The organism is Spirillospora sp. NPDC000708, assembly GCF_040299565.1.
Lineage (GTDB): Bacteria > Actinomycetota > Actinomycetes > Streptosporangiales > Streptosporangiaceae > Spirillospora.
In genome coordinates, this window is sequence record NZ_JBEPCJ010000115.1 from 1 (window position 1) to 18713 (window position 18713).

Annotated in this window: 15 protein-coding genes; 3 read left to right on the forward strand and 12 right to left on the reverse strand. The window is 71.5% G+C overall.

Features of this window, described 5'->3' with window-relative positions; genetic code table 11:
* Nucleotides 1–136 precede the first annotated feature (136 nt).
* From ABT299_RS46300 to metH, 7 genes are all read right to left on the reverse strand, one after another.
* Complete coding sequence (locus tag ABT299_RS46300; protein WP_190857204.1) at nucleotides 137–1207, reverse strand: ABC transporter ATP-binding protein; 1071 nt, start codon at nucleotides 1205–1207, stop codon at nucleotides 137–139.
* The gene (locus ABT299_RS46305; protein ID WP_190857206.1) at nucleotides 1207–2220 is read right to left on the reverse strand and encodes an ABC transporter permease subunit; all 1014 of its coding nucleotides are present in this window, start codon (nucleotides 2218–2220) and stop codon (nucleotides 1207–1209) included. The genes ABT299_RS46300 and ABT299_RS46305 overlap by 1 nt, the downstream gene beginning before the upstream one ends.
* 104 nt (nucleotides 2221–2324) lie before the next feature.
* On the reverse strand, nucleotides 2325–4085 hold the full coding sequence (locus tag ABT299_RS46310; RefSeq protein ID WP_206699990.1) for an ABC transporter substrate-binding protein: 1761 nt from the start codon (nucleotides 4083–4085) through the stop codon (nucleotides 2325–2327).
* A 55-nt stretch (nucleotides 4086–4140) separates the two neighbouring features.
* Nucleotides 4141–5133 carry an ABC transporter permease subunit gene (locus ABT299_RS46315; protein ID WP_190857210.1) on the reverse strand — a complete coding sequence of 331 codons (993 nt, stop codon included), beginning with the start codon at nucleotides 5131–5133 and terminating at the stop codon, nucleotides 4141–4143.
* Between the two features lie 385 nt (nucleotides 5134–5518).
* Nucleotides 5519–5956 carry a hypothetical protein gene (locus tag ABT299_RS46320; protein ID WP_190857212.1) on the reverse strand — a complete coding sequence of 146 codons (438 nt, stop codon included), beginning with the start codon at nucleotides 5954–5956 and terminating at the stop codon, nucleotides 5519–5521.
* Between the two features lie 323 nt (nucleotides 5957–6279).
* Nucleotides 6280–6942, reverse strand: a complete 663-nt coding sequence (locus tag ABT299_RS46325; RefSeq protein ID WP_190857214.1) for an HAD family hydrolase — start codon at nucleotides 6940–6942, stop codon at nucleotides 6280–6282.
* Between the two features lie 79 nt (nucleotides 6943–7021).
* On the reverse strand, nucleotides 7022–10498 hold the full coding sequence (metH, locus tag ABT299_RS46330) for a methionine synthase (RefSeq protein WP_500254714.1): 3477 nt from the start codon (nucleotides 10496–10498) through the stop codon (nucleotides 7022–7024).
* A gap of 192 nt (nucleotides 10499–10690) precedes the next feature.
* Here metH and ABT299_RS46335 point away from each other — a divergent pair, with 192 nt between their 5' ends.
* The 3 genes from ABT299_RS46335 (at nucleotide 10691) to ABT299_RS46345 (ending at nucleotide 12935) form a co-directional block, all read left to right on the forward strand.
* The gene (locus ABT299_RS46335) at nucleotides 10691–11149 is read left to right on the forward strand and encodes a universal stress protein (RefSeq protein ID WP_387018134.1); all 459 of its coding nucleotides are present in this window, start codon (nucleotides 10691–10693) and stop codon (nucleotides 11147–11149) included.
* 179 nt (nucleotides 11150–11328) lie between these two features.
* Nucleotides 11329–12171: a PAC2 family protein gene (locus ABT299_RS46340; protein ID WP_387018131.1), complete on the forward strand. Its 843-nt coding sequence runs from the start codon at nucleotides 11329–11331 to the stop codon at nucleotides 12169–12171.
* 230 nt (nucleotides 12172–12401) lie between these two features.
* Nucleotides 12402–12935 (forward strand): TrmH family RNA methyltransferase, encoded by a 534-nt coding sequence (locus ABT299_RS46345; RefSeq protein ID WP_190857220.1) that lies wholly within the window; start codon nucleotides 12402–12404, stop codon nucleotides 12933–12935.
* Nucleotides 12936–13009: 74 nt separating this feature from the next.
* Here the strand turns inward: ABT299_RS46345 and mshC are convergent, their stop codons facing one another.
* From mshC to ABT299_RS46370, 5 genes are all read right to left on the reverse strand, one after another.
* Nucleotides 13010–14239, reverse strand: a complete 1230-nt coding sequence (gene mshC, locus ABT299_RS46350; protein ID WP_500254715.1) for a cysteine--1-D-myo-inosityl 2-amino-2-deoxy-alpha-D-glucopyranoside ligase — start codon at nucleotides 14237–14239, stop codon at nucleotides 13010–13012.
* A 115-nt stretch (nucleotides 14240–14354) separates the two neighbouring features.
* Complete coding sequence (locus ABT299_RS46355; protein ID WP_500200827.1) at nucleotides 14355–15308, reverse strand: ABC transporter permease; 954 nt, start codon at nucleotides 15306–15308, stop codon at nucleotides 14355–14357.
* Entirely contained in the window at nucleotides 15305–16276 is a 972-nt protein-coding gene (locus ABT299_RS46360) for an ABC transporter permease (RefSeq protein WP_500200828.1), read from the reverse strand. The genes ABT299_RS46355 and ABT299_RS46360 overlap by 4 nt, the downstream gene beginning before the upstream one ends.
* Nucleotides 16273–17361 (reverse strand): ABC transporter ATP-binding protein, encoded by a 1089-nt coding sequence (locus ABT299_RS46365; protein ID WP_500254716.1) that lies wholly within the window; start codon nucleotides 17359–17361, stop codon nucleotides 16273–16275. Before ABT299_RS46365 ends, ABT299_RS46360 begins: the two co-directional genes overlap by 4 nt.
* The gene (locus ABT299_RS46370; protein WP_500254717.1) at nucleotides 17358–18617 is read right to left on the reverse strand and encodes an ABC transporter ATP-binding protein; all 1260 of its coding nucleotides are present in this window, start codon (nucleotides 18615–18617) and stop codon (nucleotides 17358–17360) included. Before ABT299_RS46370 ends, ABT299_RS46365 begins: the two co-directional genes overlap by 4 nt.
* Between the last annotated feature and the right edge of the window lie 96 nt (nucleotides 18618–18713).

Genomic DNA, 18713 nt, shown 5'->3' on the forward strand with positions numbered 1-18713 from the left:
CCCACCCGCCCCACCCCCCCCCCCCGGTTGGCGGGGGGCGCCCCCGCGGCGGCGGTGGTCCCCGCGGCGCGGGGGCGGGTGCCCCCCGGCGCGGCGGTGTCAGAAGTGCTCACAGTCTTGTTCCCACCCGTGCTCGTCACAGCTTCGGCCGGATCTCGGATTCCCAGATCTCCTGCTTCTTCTCGAGCGGGAGATGGCAGGCCACCCTGTGGCCCGGGACCGCCTCGACCAGTTCGGGACGCACCGTCGTGCACTTGTCCCCGTTGAGGTCCTTGTAGGCGCACCGCGGGTTGAACGCGCATCCCTGCGGCACGTTGATCAGGCTCGGCGGGGTCCCCTTGATCGGCATCAGCCGTTCGGTGCGCTCCCGGTCCAGCCGCGGCATCGACCCGAGCAGCCCCCACGCGTAGGGGTGCAGCGGCCCGTGGAAGGCGTCCTCCACCGACGCGTACTCGGCGCACCGGCCCGCGTACATCACCAGGATGTCGTCCGACAGCTCCGCGACCACCCCGAGATCGTGGGTGATCATGATGACGGCGGAGTTGAACTCCTGCTGCAGGTCCCGGATCAGGTCGAGGATCTGCGCCTGGACGGTCACGTCCAGCGCCGTGGTCGGCTCGTCCGCGATCAGCAGCTCCGGGTCGCACGACAGCGCCATCGCGATCATCGCGCGCTGCCGCATGCCGCCGGAGAACTGGTGGGGGTAGTCGTCGACCCGCTTGTCCGGCTTCGGGATGCCGACGCGGCCGAGCATGTCGATGGCGTGCTTGCGCGCCACCTGCTTGGACACGTCGTTGTGGACCCGGTACGCCTCGATGATCTGCGCGCCCACCGTGTAGAAGGGGTGCATCGACGACAGCGGGTCCTGGAAGATCATCGCCATCTTGCGGCCGCGCAGCCGGCGGACCTCGCCGGGCGACGCGCCGACGAGCTCCTGGCCGTCGAGCCAGATCTCGCCGGACACGTTGGCGTTGCTGCGGTTGTGCAGGCCGAGGACGCCGAGGCTCGTGACGCTCTTGCCGGAGCCGGACTCGCCGACGATGCCGAGCGTGCGGCCCTTCTCCAGCTGGAACGACAGCCCGTCGACCGACTTCACCAGACCGTCGTCGGTCGGGAAGTGGATCTTCAGGTCGCGGACCTCGAGGAACGCCGTGGGAGCCTCCCCGGCGCCCGCGGCGGGCCCGGCGGCCGGCGTGGTGTCGGTCATCAGCCCAGCCTCACTCTCGGGTCGATGATGGCGTACAGGAGGTCGACGACCAGGTTGATCATGACGATGAAGAACGCGGCGAGCGTGGTGACGCCGAGCACCATCGGCAGGTCGCCGGTGCCGATCGAGCTGATCGCCAGCTGCCCGAGGCCAGGGATACTGAAGGTGTTCTCGGTGAGCACCGCGCCACCGATCAGCAGCCCGAAGTCGAGGCCGAAGATGGTCAGGATGGGGGTCAGCGAGGCGCGCAGCGCGTGCTTGGTGATGACCGTCTTCTCCGGCAGGCCCTTGGCGCGGGCCGTCCGGATGTAGTCCTCGTTCATCGTTTCCAGCATGCCCGCTCTGGTGAGCCGCGCGTACATCGCGGCGTACAGGAACGCCAGGGTGATCCAGGGCAGCACCAGCGACTCGAACCATGTCACCGGGTTCTGGCTGATGCCCACGTAACTGCCTCCGCCGGGGAAGATGCCCAGCTTGTAGGAGAACAGGGCGAGCGACACCAGACCCGTGAAGTAGATGGGCAGCGACACCCCGCTGAGGGCCACCACCATCGCGGCCCTGTCCCAGATGCTGCCTCTCTTCAGCGCCGAGACGACGCCGGTCGACACGCCGGCCACCAGCCAGATGATCGCGGCGCCCACGGCCAGCCCCAGGGTCGCCGGGGCGCGGTCCATCAGCGTCGGAAGCACCGGCTGGCTGGTGCGGAAGGAATAGCCGAGGCAGGGCGCCGGGCAGTGGTCGGTGACCGGCCCGGCCTTGAAGTCCTCACCGGCCACGATGCCCTTGAGGTAGTGGCCGTACTGCACCACCACCGGCTTGTCCAGGCCGAGCCGTTCCTTGGTGGCCTGGATCGCCTCTGCCGTCGGGGCCTTGCCGACGTAGGACGCCGCGAGCTGGTCGGTGGTCTGACCCGCCAGCTTCGGAAGCCAGAAGAAGATGCCGAAGGTCACCAGGCTGATGAGCAACAGCATGAGAACGGCGCCGACGAGGCGCCGGATGATGTATGCGAGCACACTGCGCGGCCCCGCCCGCCGACCGGCCGGACCTGTGGGCCCGGTACCGGTCGGCGGGCATCGCCTTCACCTGCCTTCAGATGAACGCATGGACGGAGGGAGACTTACTTCTCCACGCCCATGTTGAGGTAGTCGTACATTCCGCCGTAGCCGGCCGTGATACCGACGTTGGTGACCCGCTTCGGCCGGTAGAGCAGGGCCTTGGCGTAGATCAGCGGGACCTCGACGGCGTCCTGCATGACCATCTGGTCGATGTCGCCGTAGAGCTTGGTCCGCGTGGCCTTGTCGGTGCTGGCGATCGCCTGGTCCAGCGCGGCGTTCACCTTCGGGTTGTCCTCCTCGGCCAGGTTGTTGCCGCCGGAGGGCTTGATGGCCCGGCCGTCGACGATCTGGGAGAGGAAGCCGTAGCCGGTCGGCCAGTCGGCCGCCCACGCCATGAGCATCATGCCGATGCCGTGCTGGTGCACGTAGTTCGGGACGCCGACGTACTTGTTGAAGTAGTCGCCGGCCGGCCACTGCACGATGCTGACGTTGATGCCGACCTTCTTGAGGCTCTGCTGGATGGCCTGGGCCATCGCGACTTCCTTCGGCCGGTCGGACCGGGCCGAGATCTTCGTCGAGAAGCCGTTCGGCTGGCCGCAGGCCGCGAGCTCCTGCTTGGCCTTCGCCAGCGTGGCCGCGTCGAGGCCGTTGCCGCCCGCCGCCTGCTTCTGCGGGAACAGGTCGAACTTGCGGTACCCGTCGACCGTCGGGGGCAGGATCGTCGTGGCGACGTCACCGCCGGCCAGCGGGCCTCCGTAGGCGGTCTGCGCGGCGACCTTGTCGGTCGCGTACTGCACGGCGTTGCGGCAGTGGATGTTGTCCAGCGGCTTGACGTGCAGGTTCAGCGACATGAACCGCAGGTAGCCCTGGATCGGGTTGTCGGTGTACGGCTTCTGCGCCGCCGCCAGCACCTTCGGCTGCGTACCGGCCTGCACGCCCACGCCCGCGACGTCCATGTCGAGCGAACCGGCCAGCAGGCGGTTGTCGATGTCGTCGGCGTTCTGCTTCAGCTGCAGCTCGATCTTGTCGGGCAGCGCCTTGCGGATCGGGTCGGTGCTGGGGTCCCAGTTCGGGTTCCGCGACAGCGTCATCGACTTGCCGCGGGTGTAGTTGTCGACCTTGTACGGGCCGCTGGAGACGATCGACGACTCGTACTTCAGGCCGGTGTCCTTGGCCTTCGGCACGGGGATCGTCTGCGACATCGCCACCAGGTCGTCGAACTCCGAGAACGGCTTCGACAGGTGGAAGATGATCGTGCTGTCGTCCGGCGTCTCGATCGACTTCAGGCCCTCGTCGCTCTTGTCCTTGTAGGGACCCTTGTACGCGGGCTTGTTGTCGATCAGGTAGGTCTTGAAGTACTTCGGACCGAGCTGCAGCTCGTCGGTGAAGTTGGAGCGCTCGACGGCGTACTTCACGTCCTTGGACGTGACGGGGGTGCCGTCGTCGTACTTCACGCCGGTGCGCAGCTTGTAGGTCCAGGTCTTCGCGCCGTCGCTCGGCTGACCGGGCGCGGTCGCCAGGTCCGGGACGATCTGCTTGCTCTCGTCGCCCGCGGCCGGCTTGAAGGTCATCAGGCCCCGGCCGTAGAAGCGCGAGAAGTTCTGGTCCCACGCGTAGTACTGGTTGCCCGGGTCCGGCGAGTCGAAGTCGTCGGACATCGCCAGGCGGAGGGTGCCGCCCTTCTTGTCCGACTGGTTGATGACCTTGTCGACCGCGGCGTTGTAGCCGGGTCCGCTCCCCGAGCCGCCCGAGTCGCCGCCGCCGCAGGCGGCGAGGCCCGCCGCGGCGAGCGCGCCGGCCGCGAGGGCCGCGATTGGTCTCATCTTGTTCATGTGCAGGCGCACCCCATTCATTTCTCCGGGTCGGATGAACCCGAGGTCACTTGGCCCGAGGGTCGAGAGCGTCCCGCAGCCCGTCACCGAGCAGGTTGAAGGCGAGGACGGTGATGAAGATCGCCACACCGGGGACGATCATGTACATCGGGTCGGAGGAGTAGATCGGCACCGCGAGGGTCAGCATGCCGCCCCACGACGGGGTCGGCGGGATCACGCCGACGCCGAGGAACGACAGCGCCGCCTCGAACAGGATGTTCGTCGGGATCAGCAGGGTCGAGTAGACCAGGATCGGCGCGACGAGGTTCGGCAGGATCTCTTTGAACAGGATGTAGGAGTTCCGGGCGCCCATGCTGCGGGCCGCGTCGACGAACTCGCGTTCGCGCAGCGAGAGGGTCTGGCCGCGGATGATCCGGCCGATGTAGGGCCAGTTGAAGAACCCGATGACGAAGATCAGCACCCAGACCCGCAGGCCGTTGCCGCTCAGCCCGAACGAGCCGTCGGAGATGACGGCGACCAGCGCGATCGCGAACAGCAGCAGGGGGAACGCGAGGAAGGCGTCCATCGCCCGGCTGATGAGCGTGTCGACCCAGCCGCCGAAGTAGCCGGCGGTGATGCCGAGGACGGTGCCGATGACCACCGACAGCACGGTCGCGAGGAACGACACCAGCAGCGAGATCCGGGCGCCGTGCACGATCCGGGCGAGCAGGTCGCGGCCGGTGCCGGGCTCCACCCCGAGGAGGTGGTCGGCGCTGATGCCGGTGTGCCAGATGCCGGTCTTCGGCCGGTTGTAGGTCGGGTCGATCAGGTTCTGGTGGTAGGCCAGCGGCGACTGCACCAGCAGCGGCCCGAAGATCGCCAGGAGGATCAGCAGGACCACGATGACGCCGCCGGCGAGCGCGACCTTGTCGCGCTTGAGTCGCATCCAGGCGATCTGGCCCAGGGAGCGTCCCTGGATCGCCTTGCCGTCGACACCGGCGAGGACCGCTTCCGGCTGCGCCTCGGTGTCGGACCCGGTCACCTCAAGGGGTGCGGCCACGCTCTGTACCTCCTACCGTCCGGCCACTGGTTCGGCCATGCCGCCGCCGGCGCGGTGACCGGCGGTCGCGGAGATCATCCGCTGACCCCGTGCCCGTTACGCCGCGTTTGCTGAAGGGAAAGGTAGCCCCTCGGCCATGACTGTCCATCCGTGAGACGGGCTGCACCAGTACCCGTATCTGAGTTGTGATCTCGTCGTCATCTCGGGCATACGTGCTCGGCCATCACGTCGGACAAATCGCCCGAATAGTACGTTCGCCTGTGCCGTGCTCCGCAACACGAAAGCGGTCTAGACCGGCAAGCTTTACCGTACTGAGTCCGTTCTGAGATCGATCGTCCGCAGGTCAGCGCCCCGGAGCGCAGAAACGGCGGGCCGGGACCGGGCGTCAGGAGATGCCGCGGTCGCGCAGGATCTTCTCGATCTCCGCCATCTCCGGGTCGCCGGACGGCTGCGCGCCGCCCACCTCGCCCCGGGGCTTGCCGCCGCGCCCGGCCGCCTTCGGCTCGCCCTTGCCGCGCGCCGCGGCCTTCCCGCCGCCGTCACCGGATTCGCCGCCCGCCCGGCGGCTCAGCATCGCGCCGGAGGTCAGGTAGAGCAGGACGGCCAGCCCCGCCACCCCGACCCCGGCCCACTTCACCGGGCTGAACGCCAGGTCGACGAAGAACTCGGTCACCCCGGTCATCGCGGCGGCCAGCGGCACCAGCGACAGCGCCGCGCCGCGCATCCCCGACGCCGCCCCGCGGCGCCGGTAGACCCCCCAGCTGATGACCAGCCCGACCAGGGTCACCCCGAGGCTGATCAGATCGATCGCCGTGTCGCTCATGTCGGCCCCTCACTCCGTACGGTGCTGCTCTGCGGGCGCTGCTCCCTCCATCGTCACACGTCCGGGCCCCGATTCCGCTCCTCCCGGCGGACGGTTTGCGGACATTCCGGTCTCCTCCTCCGGCGTGATCCGTCCCCTAGGGACCGCCGCCCGGGGCCGCGGCCGCCCTCTGCCTCCACGGGGCCACGCGCCCGCAGGCCAGAGCCGGGCCGTGCTCAGGCGCTGCCGTAAAAGATCAACGTCGCGCAACGGTTGGACGTCGAACCGGTCGACGGGGCCTCCTCACGCCCCCTCGGAGCGGCCCGTCCCGGGGGCGCCAGACCTCATCCGACCAGCGAGAACAGCCGTTCCAGGGTCACCTCGCGCAGCGACGCGGCCACGGTGCGTCCGGGCGCCGGCGGGATCGGCAGCACGCTCGGCACCGCGACCGTCACGCAGCCCGCCGCCTCCCCCGCGGCGACCCCGTTCGGGGAGTCCTCCAGCACGACGCAGCGGCCCGGGACCGCGCCCAGGCGGGCCACCGCGGTCAGGTACGGCTCCGGGTCGGGCTTGGTGCGCGCGACCTCGTCGCCGGCGACGCTGAGCGCGAAGAACCCGCGGCCGACCGCGTCCAGCACCGGATCGATCAGCCGCCGGTGGCTGGAGGACACCAGCGCCGCGGTGACGCCCGCGTCCTTCAGCTCCACCAGCAGCTCCTTGGCGCCCGGCATCAGCGGCACGCTCTCGCTCAGCCGCTCGTGCATGCCGTCCAGCATCCGCCGCCCCACCTCCTCGGGCGGGACGTCCGCGCCGGTCAGCCGCAGCATGTAGTCGACCGCGACACCGAGGGACCCGCCCACCAGCGCCCGCTGGTGCTCCTCGCCCCACTCGCCGCCGAGCCACGCGACCACCTGCGACTCGACCTCCAGCCACACCCGCTCGGAGTCGACCAGCAGCCCGTCCATGTCGAACAGCACGGCCTGAAGGCCCCCGTGACCGTCCCCCAAATCGTCCTTCCCTTCCTCGTCGCCGACGGCGCGCGTCCCCGCGCGCCGTGTGCCGTGTCCGGCCGTGCGGCGTGCGCCGTCACGTGTTGAAGTACTTGGCCTCCGGGTGGTGGACGACCAGCGCGTCCGCCGACTGCTCGGGCGCCAGCTGCAGCTCCTCCGACAGCGTCACCCCGATCCGGCCCGGGTCCAGCAGCCCGACGAGCTTGGTACGGTCCTCCAGGTCGGGGCAGGCCGCGTAGCCGAAGGAGAACCGGGCGCCCCGGTAGCCGAGCTTGAAGAAGTCCTCGATGTCGGCGGAGTCCTCGCCGCCGAAGCCGAGCTCGGCGCGGATCCGGGCGTGCCAGTACTCCATCAGCGCCTCGGTGAGCTGCACCGACAGCCCGTGCAGCTCGAGGTAGTCGCGGTAGGCGTTCTTGGCGAACAGCTCCGCGGTCGCCTCGGCGATCCGCGGGCCCATCGTGACGAGCTGCAGCGCGACCACGTCGGTCTCGCCCGACTCGCGGGGCCGGAAGAAGTCGGCCAGGCACAGGTGCCGGTCGCGGCGCTGGCGCGGGAACGCGAACCGCTCCCGCTCCGACCCGTCCTCGTTGAGGACGACCAGGTCATCACCCTCCGACACGGCCGGAAAGTAGCCGTACACGACTCCGGCCTCGATCAGGCCCTCGGTCTGGACACGGTCCAGCCACATCCGCAGCCGGGGCCGCCCCTCGCTCTCCACCAGCTCCTCGTAGGTGGGGCCGTCCCCGCCGCGCGACGGCTTGAGGCCCCACTGGCCCATGAAGGTAGCGCGCTCGTCGAGGCAGGCGGCGTAGTCGGCGAGGGCGAGGCCCTTGACGACCCGGGTGCCCCAGAACGGCGGCTCGGGGACCCGGTTGTCGGTGGCGACGTCGGAGCGGGCGGGCATGTCCTGCGGCTCGGTGACGTCGAGCGTCGCGCCGCGCCGCACCCGGCGCTCGCGCAGCGGCGGCAGGCTCGCGCCCTCCTCGCCGCGCTTGACCGCCATGAACGCGTCCATCAGCCGCAGCCCCTCGAACGCGTCGCGGGCGTAGCGGACCTCGCCGTCGTACAGCGCGGCGAGATCCTGCTCGACGTAGGCGCGGGTGAGGGCGGCACCGCCCAGCAGCACCGGCCACTCCCCCGCCAGGCCGCGGGCGTTCAGCTCCTCGAGGTTCTCCTTCATGACCACGGTGGACTTCACCAGCAGCCCGGACATGCCGATCACGTCGGCGCGGTGCTCGCGGGCGGCCTCCAGGATCGCCGACACCGGCTGCTTGATGCCGATGTTGACGACGTCGTAGCCGTTGTTGGACAGGATGATGTCGACGAGGTTCTTGCCGATGTCGTGGACGTCGCCCTTGACGGTGGCGAGCACGATCCGGCCCTTGCCGCCGTCCTCGGACCTCTCCATGTGCGGTTCGAGGCGCGCGACGGCGGTCTTCATCACCTCGGCGGACTGCAGCACGAACGGCAGCTGCATCTGCCCGGACCCGAACAGCTCGCCGACGGTCTTCATGCCGTCCAGCAGCACGTCGTTGACGATCTCCAGGGCGGGGCGCTGCGCCAGCGCCTCGGCCAGGTCGGCGTCCAGGCCGTCGAGCTCGCCGTCGACGATGCGGCGCTTCAGCCGCTCCCACAGCGGCAGCGCCAGCAGCTCCGCGGCCCGGTCGGCCTTCAGCGCGGCGGTGTCGACGCCCTCGAACAGCTGCATGAACGCGTGCAGCGGGTCGTGGCCGCCGGACCGGCGGTCGTAGATCAGGTCGAGGGCGACCTTGCGCTGCTCCTCGGGGATGCGCGCCATCGGCAGGATCTTCGACGCGTGCACGATCGCCGAGTCGAGGCCGGCGTCCACGCACTCGTGCATGAAGACCGAGTTCAGCACGGCCCGCGCCGCCGGGTTCAGGCCGAACGACACGTTCGACAGCCCGAGGGTGGTCTGCACGTCCGGATGGCGGCGCTTCAGCTCGCGGATCGCCTCGATCGTCTCCAGCGCGTCGCGGCGCGACTCCTCCTGACCGGTGCCGATGGTGAAGGTGAGGCAGTCGACGACGACGTCCTGGACGCGCATCCCCCAGCGGCCGGTCAGCTCGGCGATCATCCGGGAGGCGATCGCGACCTTGCGGGCGGCGGTGCGGGCCTGGCCCTCCTCGTCGATGCACATCACGACGACGGCGGCGCCGTGCTCGCGGACGACCGGCATCAGCCGGCGCAGCTTGGAGCCCTCACCGTCGCCGTCCTCGAAGCTGACGGAGTTGACGACGGCGCGGCCGCCGAGCATCTCCAGCCCCGCCTCGATCACCGGGACCTCGGTGGAGTCCAGCACGATCGGCGGCGTCGCGGCGGTCGCGAGCCGGAACGCCAGCTCCTTCATGTCGGCGACGCCGTCGCGGCCGACGTAGTCGACGCACAGGTCCAGCAGGTGGGCGCCGTCGCGGGCCTGGTCGCGGGCGATCTTCACGCAGTCGTCCCAGCGGCGCTCCAGCATCGCCTCCCGGAACGCCCGGGACCCGTTGGCGTTGGTCCGCTCCCCGATCGCCAGGTAGGAGGTGTCCTGCCGGAACGGGACGTGCTGGTAGAGCGACGAGGCGCCCGGCTCGGGACGGGGGCGCCGCTCGGCGACCTCCCGCCCGCGGACCCGCTCGACGACCAGCCACAGGTGCTCGGGGGTGGTCCCGCAGCAGCCGCCGACCAGCGACAGCCCGTAGTCGCTGGTGAAGGCGTCGTGCGCGGCGGCCAGCTGCTCGGGCGTGAGCGGGTAGCGGGCGCCGTCGGCGGTCAGCTCCGGCAGCCCGGCGTTCGGCATGCACGACAGCCCGATGCGGGCGTGCCGGGCGAGGTAGCGCAGGTGCTCGCTCATCTCGGCGGGGCCGGTGGCGCAGTTCAGGCCGATGAGGTCGAGGCCGAGCGGCTCCAGGGCGGTCAGCGCGGCGCCGATCTCCGAGCCCATCAGCATGGCGCCGTTCTGCTCGATCGTCACCTGCCCCATCAGGACCGTGTCGGTGCCGGCGGCGGCGATGGCGCGTCGGGCGCCGATCAGCGCGGCCTTGGCCTGCAGGAGGTCCTGGCAGGTCTCCACCAGCACCGCGTCGACGCCGCCCGCGAGCAGTCCCTCGACGTTGCGCCGGTAGGCGTCGCGGAGCTCGGCGAACGGGACGTGCCCGAGGGTGGGCAGCTTGGTGCCGGGGCCGACCGACCCGATCACCCAGCGGGGCCGGTCCGGTGCGGCGAACGAGTCGGCGGCCTCGCGGGCGATCCGGGCGCCCGCCTCCGCCAGCTCGAAGATCCGGTCGGTGATGCCGTACTCGCCGAGGTTGCCGAGGTTGGCGCCGAAGGTGTTGGTCTCGACGCAGTCGACGCCCGCCGCGAGGTACGCCTCGTGCACCGAGCGGACGATGTCGGGCCGGGTGACGTTGAGGATCTCGTTGCAGCCCTCGTGGCCCTGGAAGTCCTCCAGGGTGGGTCCGGCGTCCTGGAGCATCGTCCCCATGCCCCCGTCGGCCACGACGACGCGCTCCTTCAGGGCCTGACGCAGGGAATGCGGAACGGGAGTGCTCATGGGGTCCCAGACTATCCGCGGGTCTCCGACGCCCTCCGATCCGTCCACATGGCGGAACGGCCCTCCAAGGCGCCGGGGGCGCGCGGGACGCGGTGCCCCGCGGAACTGGACGGGCCGTGCAAGAAGACGGTGACGGATGGGTCACCCGACCGATAACGTGCCCCCAGTTACTACCAACGGGTAAGGAACGGCATGAGCGCGTACCGCATCATCCTCGTCGGCACCGACGGCTCGGACTCCTCGTTCCGCGCGGTCGACCGGGCCGCGCAGTTGGCCGCCGCGACCGGCGCCACCCTGCTGCTCGCCTCCGCCTACAGCCCGATGCCCGAGCGCGAGCGCGCCAGCGCCGCCGACCGGCTCGGCGACCTGGCCTACAAGGTGCAGGGCTCCACCCCCGCCGACGACGCGCTGCGCGCGGCGCGCGAGCGGGCCGTGGCGGCGGGCGCCCGGGACATCCAGCAGGAGTCCGTCGAGGGCGACGCCGTCGACGTCATCAGCCGCCTCGCCAAGGAGCGCGGCGCCGAGCTGGTCGTGATCGGGAACCGGGGCCTCAACAGCCTCGCCGGCCGCATCCTCGGCTCCGTCCCGGCGAACCTGTCGCACCGCTCCCCCTGCGACGTGCTGATCGTGCACACGACCGACGGCAAGTGATCCGATCGTGACCTCCGTTCCGCCGCGGGCGTACAGCGCGGGGGTCTGGCGGCGGAACGGTGGGGTAGGTCACTGTCAGGACGTAGGCTGACAGCCACCGATCATGAGCGGGGCCCCCGACCCCGGGAATGAGACCCCCGCCGGTGACGCTGTACCCAGGCGTCGGAAGGAGGCAGCGCGTGATCGAGCTGGAGAGCGTGCCGGAGCTCGTCGAACCGGTGCTCGTGGCCGCCTTTGAGGGATGGAACGACGCCGGGGAGGCCGCGAGCGGGGTCATCCAGCACCTGGAGTCCAGCTGGGACGCGGTACCGGTCGCCGAGCTCGACCCCGACGACTACTACGACTTCCAGGTCACCCGCCCGATCGTGGAGATGGTCGACGGGGAGACCCGCGACATCACCTGGCCCACCACCCGCGTGTCGTGGGCGCGGCTCCCCAACGGCAAGGACGTCGTGCTGATCCACGGCATCGAGCCGAACATGCGGTGGCGGTCGTTCTGCCGCGAGCTGGTCGGGCTCATGCTGGAGCTGGACGTGCGCAACGTGGTGCTGCTCGGCGCGCTGCTCGCCGACGCGCCGCACACCCGCCCCGTGCCCGTCACCGGCGCCGCGTCCGAGGCCGGACTGGTCAGCACCCTGCACCTCGAGCCCGCCCGCTACCAGGGCCCCACCGGGATCCTCGGGGTGCTGCAGGACGCCTGCGCCAAGGCCGACCTGGACACCGTGTCGCTGTGGGCGGCCGTCCCGCACTACGTCGCGCAGCCGCCGTCGCCGAAGGCGACGCTGGCGCTGCTGCGCCGCGTCGAGGACCTGCTGGACGTCACCGTCCCGTTGGGCGAGTTGCCCGAGGAGGCGCGGGCCTGGGAGAACGGCGTCAACGAGCTCGCCGAGGAGGACTCCGAGGTCGCCGAGTACGTGCGCACGCTGGAGGAGCAGAAGGACGCCACCGAGCTGCCCGAGGCGAGCGGCGACGCGATCGCCCGCGAGTTCGAGCGGTACCTGCGGCGCCGCGACCCCGGCTGACCGGGGGCCGGTCAGTCCTCCGGCTCGTCCGGGCGCTTGACCGACGCGAACACGATCAGTGCGACGAGGACGCCGGGCAGCATCAGCATGACCAGTTCCATGCGCATGCGGCGGACTCTACCCGGCTACACTCGTGGTGTTCAGCGACCCGCCGGTGATGGCCCGCGCACGCCGACAAGTGCGCCCACCATGAGCGTCAGCGATGTGAGGGGCGGCGCCCCCCGGAGGCGGTGACCCGCCCCGCCCGGCCGCCCGCGATCCGCGTGCGGACCCCCCGCGAGCTGCGGCGGCAGCGCCGCGGCCGCCGCCATTCCTGCTGGGACCACCTGATCGCCGCGCCGCTGTGGCCGCTGCACGGTGCGAACCTCGGAACCCTGCTGCGGACCTGCGACGCCGTCGGCGCCTGCCTGGCCGTGCCGCGGTTCCCGTGGGTGCCGGGCGCGCTGGAGCGCGGCAACACGCTGCGCCGCCCCGCGTGCGTGCACTGGGTGAACGACCCGCTCGGCTGGCTGGAGCGCGCCCGCGACGCCGGCACCCGGGTGGTCGGCGTCGAGCTCGCCGACGAGGCGGTCCGGCTCGCCGACCTGCCCGCCGCGCGGACCCGGACCGTGGCCGTCCTCGGCCACGAGCAGCACGGCATCCCCGCCGAGGCCGTCGACCTGCTGGACGAGGCCGTCGAGATCCCGATGGTCGGCGACGGCAGCAGCCTCAACGTCGCCGTCGCCGGATCCCTCGTCCTCTACAAGCTCGCCGGCCTGCTGTGACGCCCCCGGGGCAACGCCGGGGACGGTCGGCACCTGGAACGGTCAGCGCCCGGGACGATCGGCGCCCGGGACGGTCAGAGGGCGACGCCGAGCAGGGCGTCGGCGAGCGCCCGCACCTGCGCGGGCGAGGACGCGTCGGCGCCGTCGGCGGCGGCCCACGCGTCGATCGCCGCGAGCGCCGCGGGGGCGTCCAGGTCGTCGGCGAGGCGCGCGCGGACCGTGTCGGCGACCGGCCCCGCGGGCGGCCCGGACGGGCGCGCGACGGCGGCGCGCCACCGGTCCACGCGGGCCTGCGCGGCGCGCAGCTCCGCGTCCGTCCACTCCCAGTCGGACCGGTAGTGGTGGGCCATCAGCGCCAGCCGCACCGCCATCGGGTCGACGCCCGCCTCGCGGAGCTTCGACACGAACACCAGGTTCCCGCGCGACTTCGACATCTTCTCGCCGTGCAGGCCGACCATGCCGGCGTGCACGTAGGCGCGGGCGTGCGGGGCCTCCCCCGTCGCGACCTGCGCGTGCGAGGCGCCCATCTCGTGGTGCGGGAACGCCAGGTCCGACCCGCCGCCCTCCACGTCGAAGCCCATGCCGAGGTACTCGACGGAGATCGCCGAGCACTCCACGTGCCAGCCGGGGCGGCCCTCCCCGAACGGGGAGTCCCAGCCGGGCTCCCCGGGCCGCTTCGCCATCCACACCAGCGCGTCCAGCGGGTCGCGCTTGCCGGGCCGGTCCGGGTCGCCGCCGCGCTCGGCGAACAGCGGCGCCATCTGCGCCCGCGTCATCCCGCTGACCTGCCCGAACGCGGGGTCCGCGGTGATCGGGAAGTAGACGTCGCCGTCGACCTCGTAGGTGGCGTCCCGGCCGCGCAGCTTCTCGATCATCTCGACGATCAGCGGGATCGCCTCGACCGCGCCGACGTAGCGCTCCGGCGGCAGGATCCGCAGCGCCGTCATGTCGTCGCGGAACAGCTGGATCTCCCGTTCGGCGAGCTCCCGCCAGTCCTCCCCCGTCTGCTGGGCACGTTCCAGAAGGGGATCGTCGACGTCGGTGACGTTCTGCACGTAGTGGACCGTGTGGCCGAGGTCGCGCCACACCCGGTTGACGAGGTCGAAGGTCAGGTAGGTGTTGGCGTGCCCGAGGTGCGTCGCGTCGTAGGGGGTGATCCCGCAGACGTACATCCGCGCGGTCTCGCCGGGCTCCGTGGGCCGCACCGCGCCCGTCCCGGTGTCGTACAGGCTGAGCCGCCGCGCCGCGGCGGGGAGTCCCGCGTCGCTGAGGCTGGGGACGTCGGAAGCGGGCCACGATCGCATACGGAAAGCTTATCCATGCGCACCTCGCCGTATTACTCCGAGATCGCGTTGACCGTCCCGAGTGTCCGCATCGTGACCTGGCCGGGACGGTGCGCGCAGGACCGCCGGGCCGCCGTCAGGACAGCCGGACCCGCGGATCCAGGAACGAGTAGCCGATGTCCACCAGCAGGTTCGCCACGATCACGAAGAACGTCACCATCAGCGTCACCCCGATGATCACCGGTGTGTCGCCGAGCGCGATCGACTGGTACACCAGCTGCCCCACCCCCTGCAGCCCGAACACCTTCTCGGTGACGATCGTCGAGCCGATCAGCGCGCCGAGGTCGATGCCGAACTGCGTGACCACCGGCGTCAGCGCCGCCCGCAGCCCGTGCCGGTAGACGACGCGGCGCCGCGACAAGCCCTTCGCGCGGGCCGTCCGGACGTAGTCCTCCCCCAGCACGTCCAGCATCGCGCCGCGCGTCAGCCGCGTGTACGCCGCGACCATGAGGAACGCCAGCGCGATCCACGGCAGGATCATCCGGCGGAAGAAGTGCATCTGCAGCGGCGGGCCCGCCTCGAAGAAGTAGATGCCGGCCTCGCTGAGCTTGGTGGAGAACAGGTACAGCAGCACCAGCGCCATCACGAACGGCGGCGTCGACAGCCCGATCAGGACGAACACCGTGACGACCCGGTCGGGCAGGCTGCGCGCCCGCGTCGCCGACAGCACCCCGGTCACGACGCCGCCGACGAACCAGATGACGCCGGCGCCGAGCACCAGCCACAGCGTCGTCGGCAGCCGGTCCCCGATCAGCGTCGTCACCGGCTCCCCGTTGATGTAGGAGTCGCCGAGGTTCGCGTGCAGCAGCCGGCCGAGGAACTGCCCGTACTGCACGATGACCGGCTGGTCCAGGCCCAGGTTGCGGCGGATCTGGTTGAGGGTGTCGGTGGTGGCGCGCGGCCCGCCGATGACCCGCTCCACCGGAACGGGCGAGACGTGCAGGAACACGAACACCAGCGTGGACACCAGCCACAGCACGATGATCGCGTACAGCAGGCGGCGGATGACGAAGCGGATCACGGCGCTCACTTCCCCCCGGTGGCCCGGTCGCCGCGCGGGTCCAGGGCGTCCCGGATCCCGTCGCCGAGCAGGTTGAACGACAGGGTGGTCAGCAGCAGCAGGACGCCGGGCACCGCCAGCAGCCACCACGCGGTCTGGAACACGTCGCTGCCCTCGCCCAGCATCGACCCCCACGACGGCATCGGCAGCCGCACCCCGACGCCGAGGAACGACAGCGTCGCCTCGAACACGATCGACGTCGGGATCAGCAGCGAGGTCAGCACGGTGATCTGCGCGACCAGGTTCGGCAGGATGTCCACGAACATGATCCGCGCGTTGGAGGAGCCGAGCGAGCGGGCCGCCTCCACGAACTCCTTCTGCTTCAGCGACAGCACCTGGCCGCGGATGATCCGGCCGAACGCGGCGAACGAGAAGAACGCGATCACCAGGATCGTCAGGGTCAGGCTGGCGCCGACCGAGGAGATCTGGAACGTGGTCGCCAGCATGATCGCCACCAGCAGGTACGGCAGCGCGAGGGTCATGTCCATCAGCCGGGCCAGCAGCGTGTCCATCGCGCCGCCGGCGAACCCGGCGAGGACCCCGACCAGCGTCCCGACGATCGACGCGAGCACCGCGGACAGGATCCCCACCACCAGCGAGATCCGCGCCCCGTAGGCGGCGCGGACCAGCACGTCCCGGCCGAGCTGGTCGGCGCCGAGCCAGAACGTGCCGGACGGGCCGCGCGGCTGCCCGTTCACGTCCAGGCCCGTCTTCGGGAACGTCGCGTCGTAGGGGTGGCCGGTCAGGTGCGCCCACACCGGCGCGAGGATCGCGTAAATCGCGATCAGCGCCAGCACGACGATGGACACGACCGCGAGCTTGTCGCGCCGGAACCGCGCCCACGCCAGCTGGAACGGGGTGCGGCCCTGCACTCGGGCCGGCCCGGTGCCCGCGGTCGGGTCGACCTCCTGCGCCTCGAGATCGGTGTAGCTGCTCATTCCTCGGCCTCCGGGAGCTCCGGCTGGGTGGAGACCTGCGCGATCGCCGCGTGCTTGTGCGCGAGGCGCTCGCCCGGCTCCACCGGGAAGTGGCAGGCGGTCACGTGGTCGAGCGGGTCGCCCTCGCGCGGCACGAGCGGCGGGTCCTCCCGGATGCAGCGGTCCGCGGCCTTCGGGCAGCGCGGATGGAACCGGCAGCCCGACGGCGGCTCGATCGGCGACGGCACGTCCCCGGTCAGCACGATCCGCTCGGCGCGCTCCGCCTCGTCCGGGTCGGCGATCGACGCCGCCGACAGCAGCGCCGCCGTGTAGGGGTGCCGGGGCCGCGCGTACAGCGTCTCCGCCTCGGCGGCCTCGCCGATCTTGCCGAGGTACATCACCGCGACCCGGTCGCTGACGTACCGGACGACCGACAGGTCGTGCGCGATGAACACGTAGGTCAGGCCCAGCTCGTCCTGCAGGTCCTTGAGCAGGTTGATGACCTGCGCCTGGATGGACACGTCCAGCGCCGACACCGGCTCGTCGCACACGATCAGCTTCGGCTTGAGCGCCAGCGCCCGCGCGACCCCGATCCGCTGCCGCTGCCCGCCGGAGAACTCGGCGGGGAACCGGTTGTAGTGCTCGGGGTTCAGCCCGACGAGCTCCATCAGCTCCTGCACCCGGCGCTTGCGCTCGGCGCCTCCCGCGATCGAGTGCACCGCGAACGGGTCGCCGATGATGGAGCCGACGCGGCGCCGCGGGTTCAGCGACCCGTACGGGTCCTGGAAGATCATCTGGACGTCGCGGCGGAACGCCTTCAGGCCGGCCTTGCCGAGCCGGGTGATGTCGTCGCCCTCGAACAGGATCCGTCCCGCCGTCACCTGGTGCAGCCCGGTGACGCAGCGCGCCAGCGTCGACTTCCCGCAGCCGGACTCCCCGACGATCCCGAGGGTCTCGCCGCGCCGGACCTGCAGGTCCACGCCGTCGACCGCGGGCACGCGGCCGATCTCCTTCTTGAAGACGATCCCCTGCTTGATGGGGAAGTGCTTGTAGACGTCCTCGACCGAGACCAGGACCTCGCCCTGCCCGCTCGCCTCGCCGTTCATGCGGCGCCTCCGTCCCCGCGCGCTCCGCCACCGTCGCCCTCGCCCTCGCCCTCCGGCCGGCCGTCCCTGCGGTGCGCGCTCGCGCCGCCGTCCGCGCCGCTGCCGGCGTCCGTGCCCGCGTCCATGCCCGCCTCCATGTCCACGTCCTGGTCGTGGGCGAGGGCGTCGACCGCGCCGGAGGACTCCGGGGCGCCGTCCAGCGCCGCGGCCGCGGGCCGCACCCGTACCCGCCCCTCCTCGACCGCCCGGCGCCGCAGCCGCTCGGCGTCCTCGCCGAGCCCCAGCGCCTCCAGCGGCAGCCAGCACGCCGACACGTGCGTCGGGTCGTCGCCGCCCGTGACCGGGTCCAGGACCGGCTCGTCGGTGACGCACCGGTCCATCACGTACTCGCAGCGCGGATGGAACACGCACCCCGACGGGATGTTGATCAGGCTCGGCGGCTGCCCGGGGATCGGCCGCAGCCGGTCCGCGCCGGCCGCCGCCGACGGCGTCGACTGCAGCAGCCCCTTGGTGTACGGGTGGTGCGGCCGGTAGTACAGGGGCCGCCGCCGCGCCTTCTCCGCGGCCTTCCCGCCGTACATCACCAGCACGTCGTCGGCCATGTCGGCGATCACCCCGAGATCGTGGGTGATCATGATGAGGGCGGTGTCGTACTCGCGCTGCAGCCGCCGCATCAGGTCCAGGATCTGCGCCTGGACGGTCGCGTCCAGCGCGGTCGTCGGCTCGTCCGCGATGATCAGTTTCGGGTTCAGTGCGAGCGCCATCGCGATCATGGCGCGCTGCCGCATGCCGCCGGAGAACTCGTGCGGGTACTCCTCGGCGCGCCGCGCCGGCTGCGGGATGCCGACCGTGCCGAGCATCTCGACCGCGCGCTTGCGGGCCGCGTCCCGGCCGGTGCCCGGCTCGTGCGCGCGGATCATCTCCTCGATCTGCCGGCCCACCCTGTACAACGGGTGCAGGCTCGACAGCGGATCCTGGAAGATCATCGCGATCTCGGCGCCGCGGATCTGGCGCATCCGCCGCTCCCCCGCGGTGAGCAGGTCGGCGCCCTCGAACAGGGCGCGCCCGCTCACCCGGGCGCCCGGCGTGAGGCCCATCAGCGTCTGGGTGCTGACGCTCTTCCCCGAACCCGACTCCCCGACGATGCCGAGCGTGCGGCCCCGGTCCACCTCGAACGACACGCCCCGCACGGCGCGCACCAACCCGTCCGGCGTGCTGAAGGAGACCTCCAGGTCGGTCACCTCGAGAAGACTCATCGACGCCCTTTCACGTCCTGCATCCGGCCGGCGGACGGCCCGCGCCCGCGCGGGCGGGGACGGGCCGGTGCCCGGGCGCGGCGCCGCCGGCGGGCG

Coding starts and splice junctions, on each gene's coding strand:
- ABT299_RS46300 (WP_190857204.1), bottom strand. CDS start 1,207: ATGACCGACACCACGCCGGCCGCCGGGCCCGCCGCGGGCGCCGGGGAG.
- ABT299_RS46310 (WP_206699990.1), bottom strand. CDS start 4,085: ATGAGACCAATCGCGGCCCTCGCGGCCGGCGCGCTCGCCGCGGCGGGC.
- ABT299_RS46320 (WP_190857212.1), bottom strand. CDS start 5,956: ATGAGCGACACGGCGATCGATCTGATCAGCCTCGGGGTGACCCTGGTC.
- metH (WP_500254714.1), bottom strand. CDS start 10,498: ATGAGCACTCCCGTTCCGCATTCCCTGCGTCAGGCCCTGAAGGAGCGC.
- ABT299_RS46335 (WP_387018134.1), top strand. CDS start 10,691: ATGAGCGCGTACCGCATCATCCTCGTCGGCACCGACGGCTCGGACTCC.
- mshC (WP_500254715.1), bottom strand. CDS start 14,239: ATGCGATCGTGGCCCGCTTCCGACGTCCCCAGCCTCAGCGACGCGGGA.
- ABT299_RS46360 (WP_500200828.1), bottom strand. CDS start 16,276: ATGAGCAGCTACACCGATCTCGAGGCGCAGGAGGTCGACCCGACCGCG.
- ABT299_RS46365 (WP_500254716.1), bottom strand. CDS start 17,361: ATGAACGGCGAGGCGAGCGGGCAGGGCGAGGTCCTGGTCTCGGTCGAG.
- ABT299_RS46370 (WP_500254717.1), bottom strand. CDS start 18,617: ATGAGTCTTCTCGAGGTGACCGACCTGGAGGTCTCCTTCAGCACGCCG.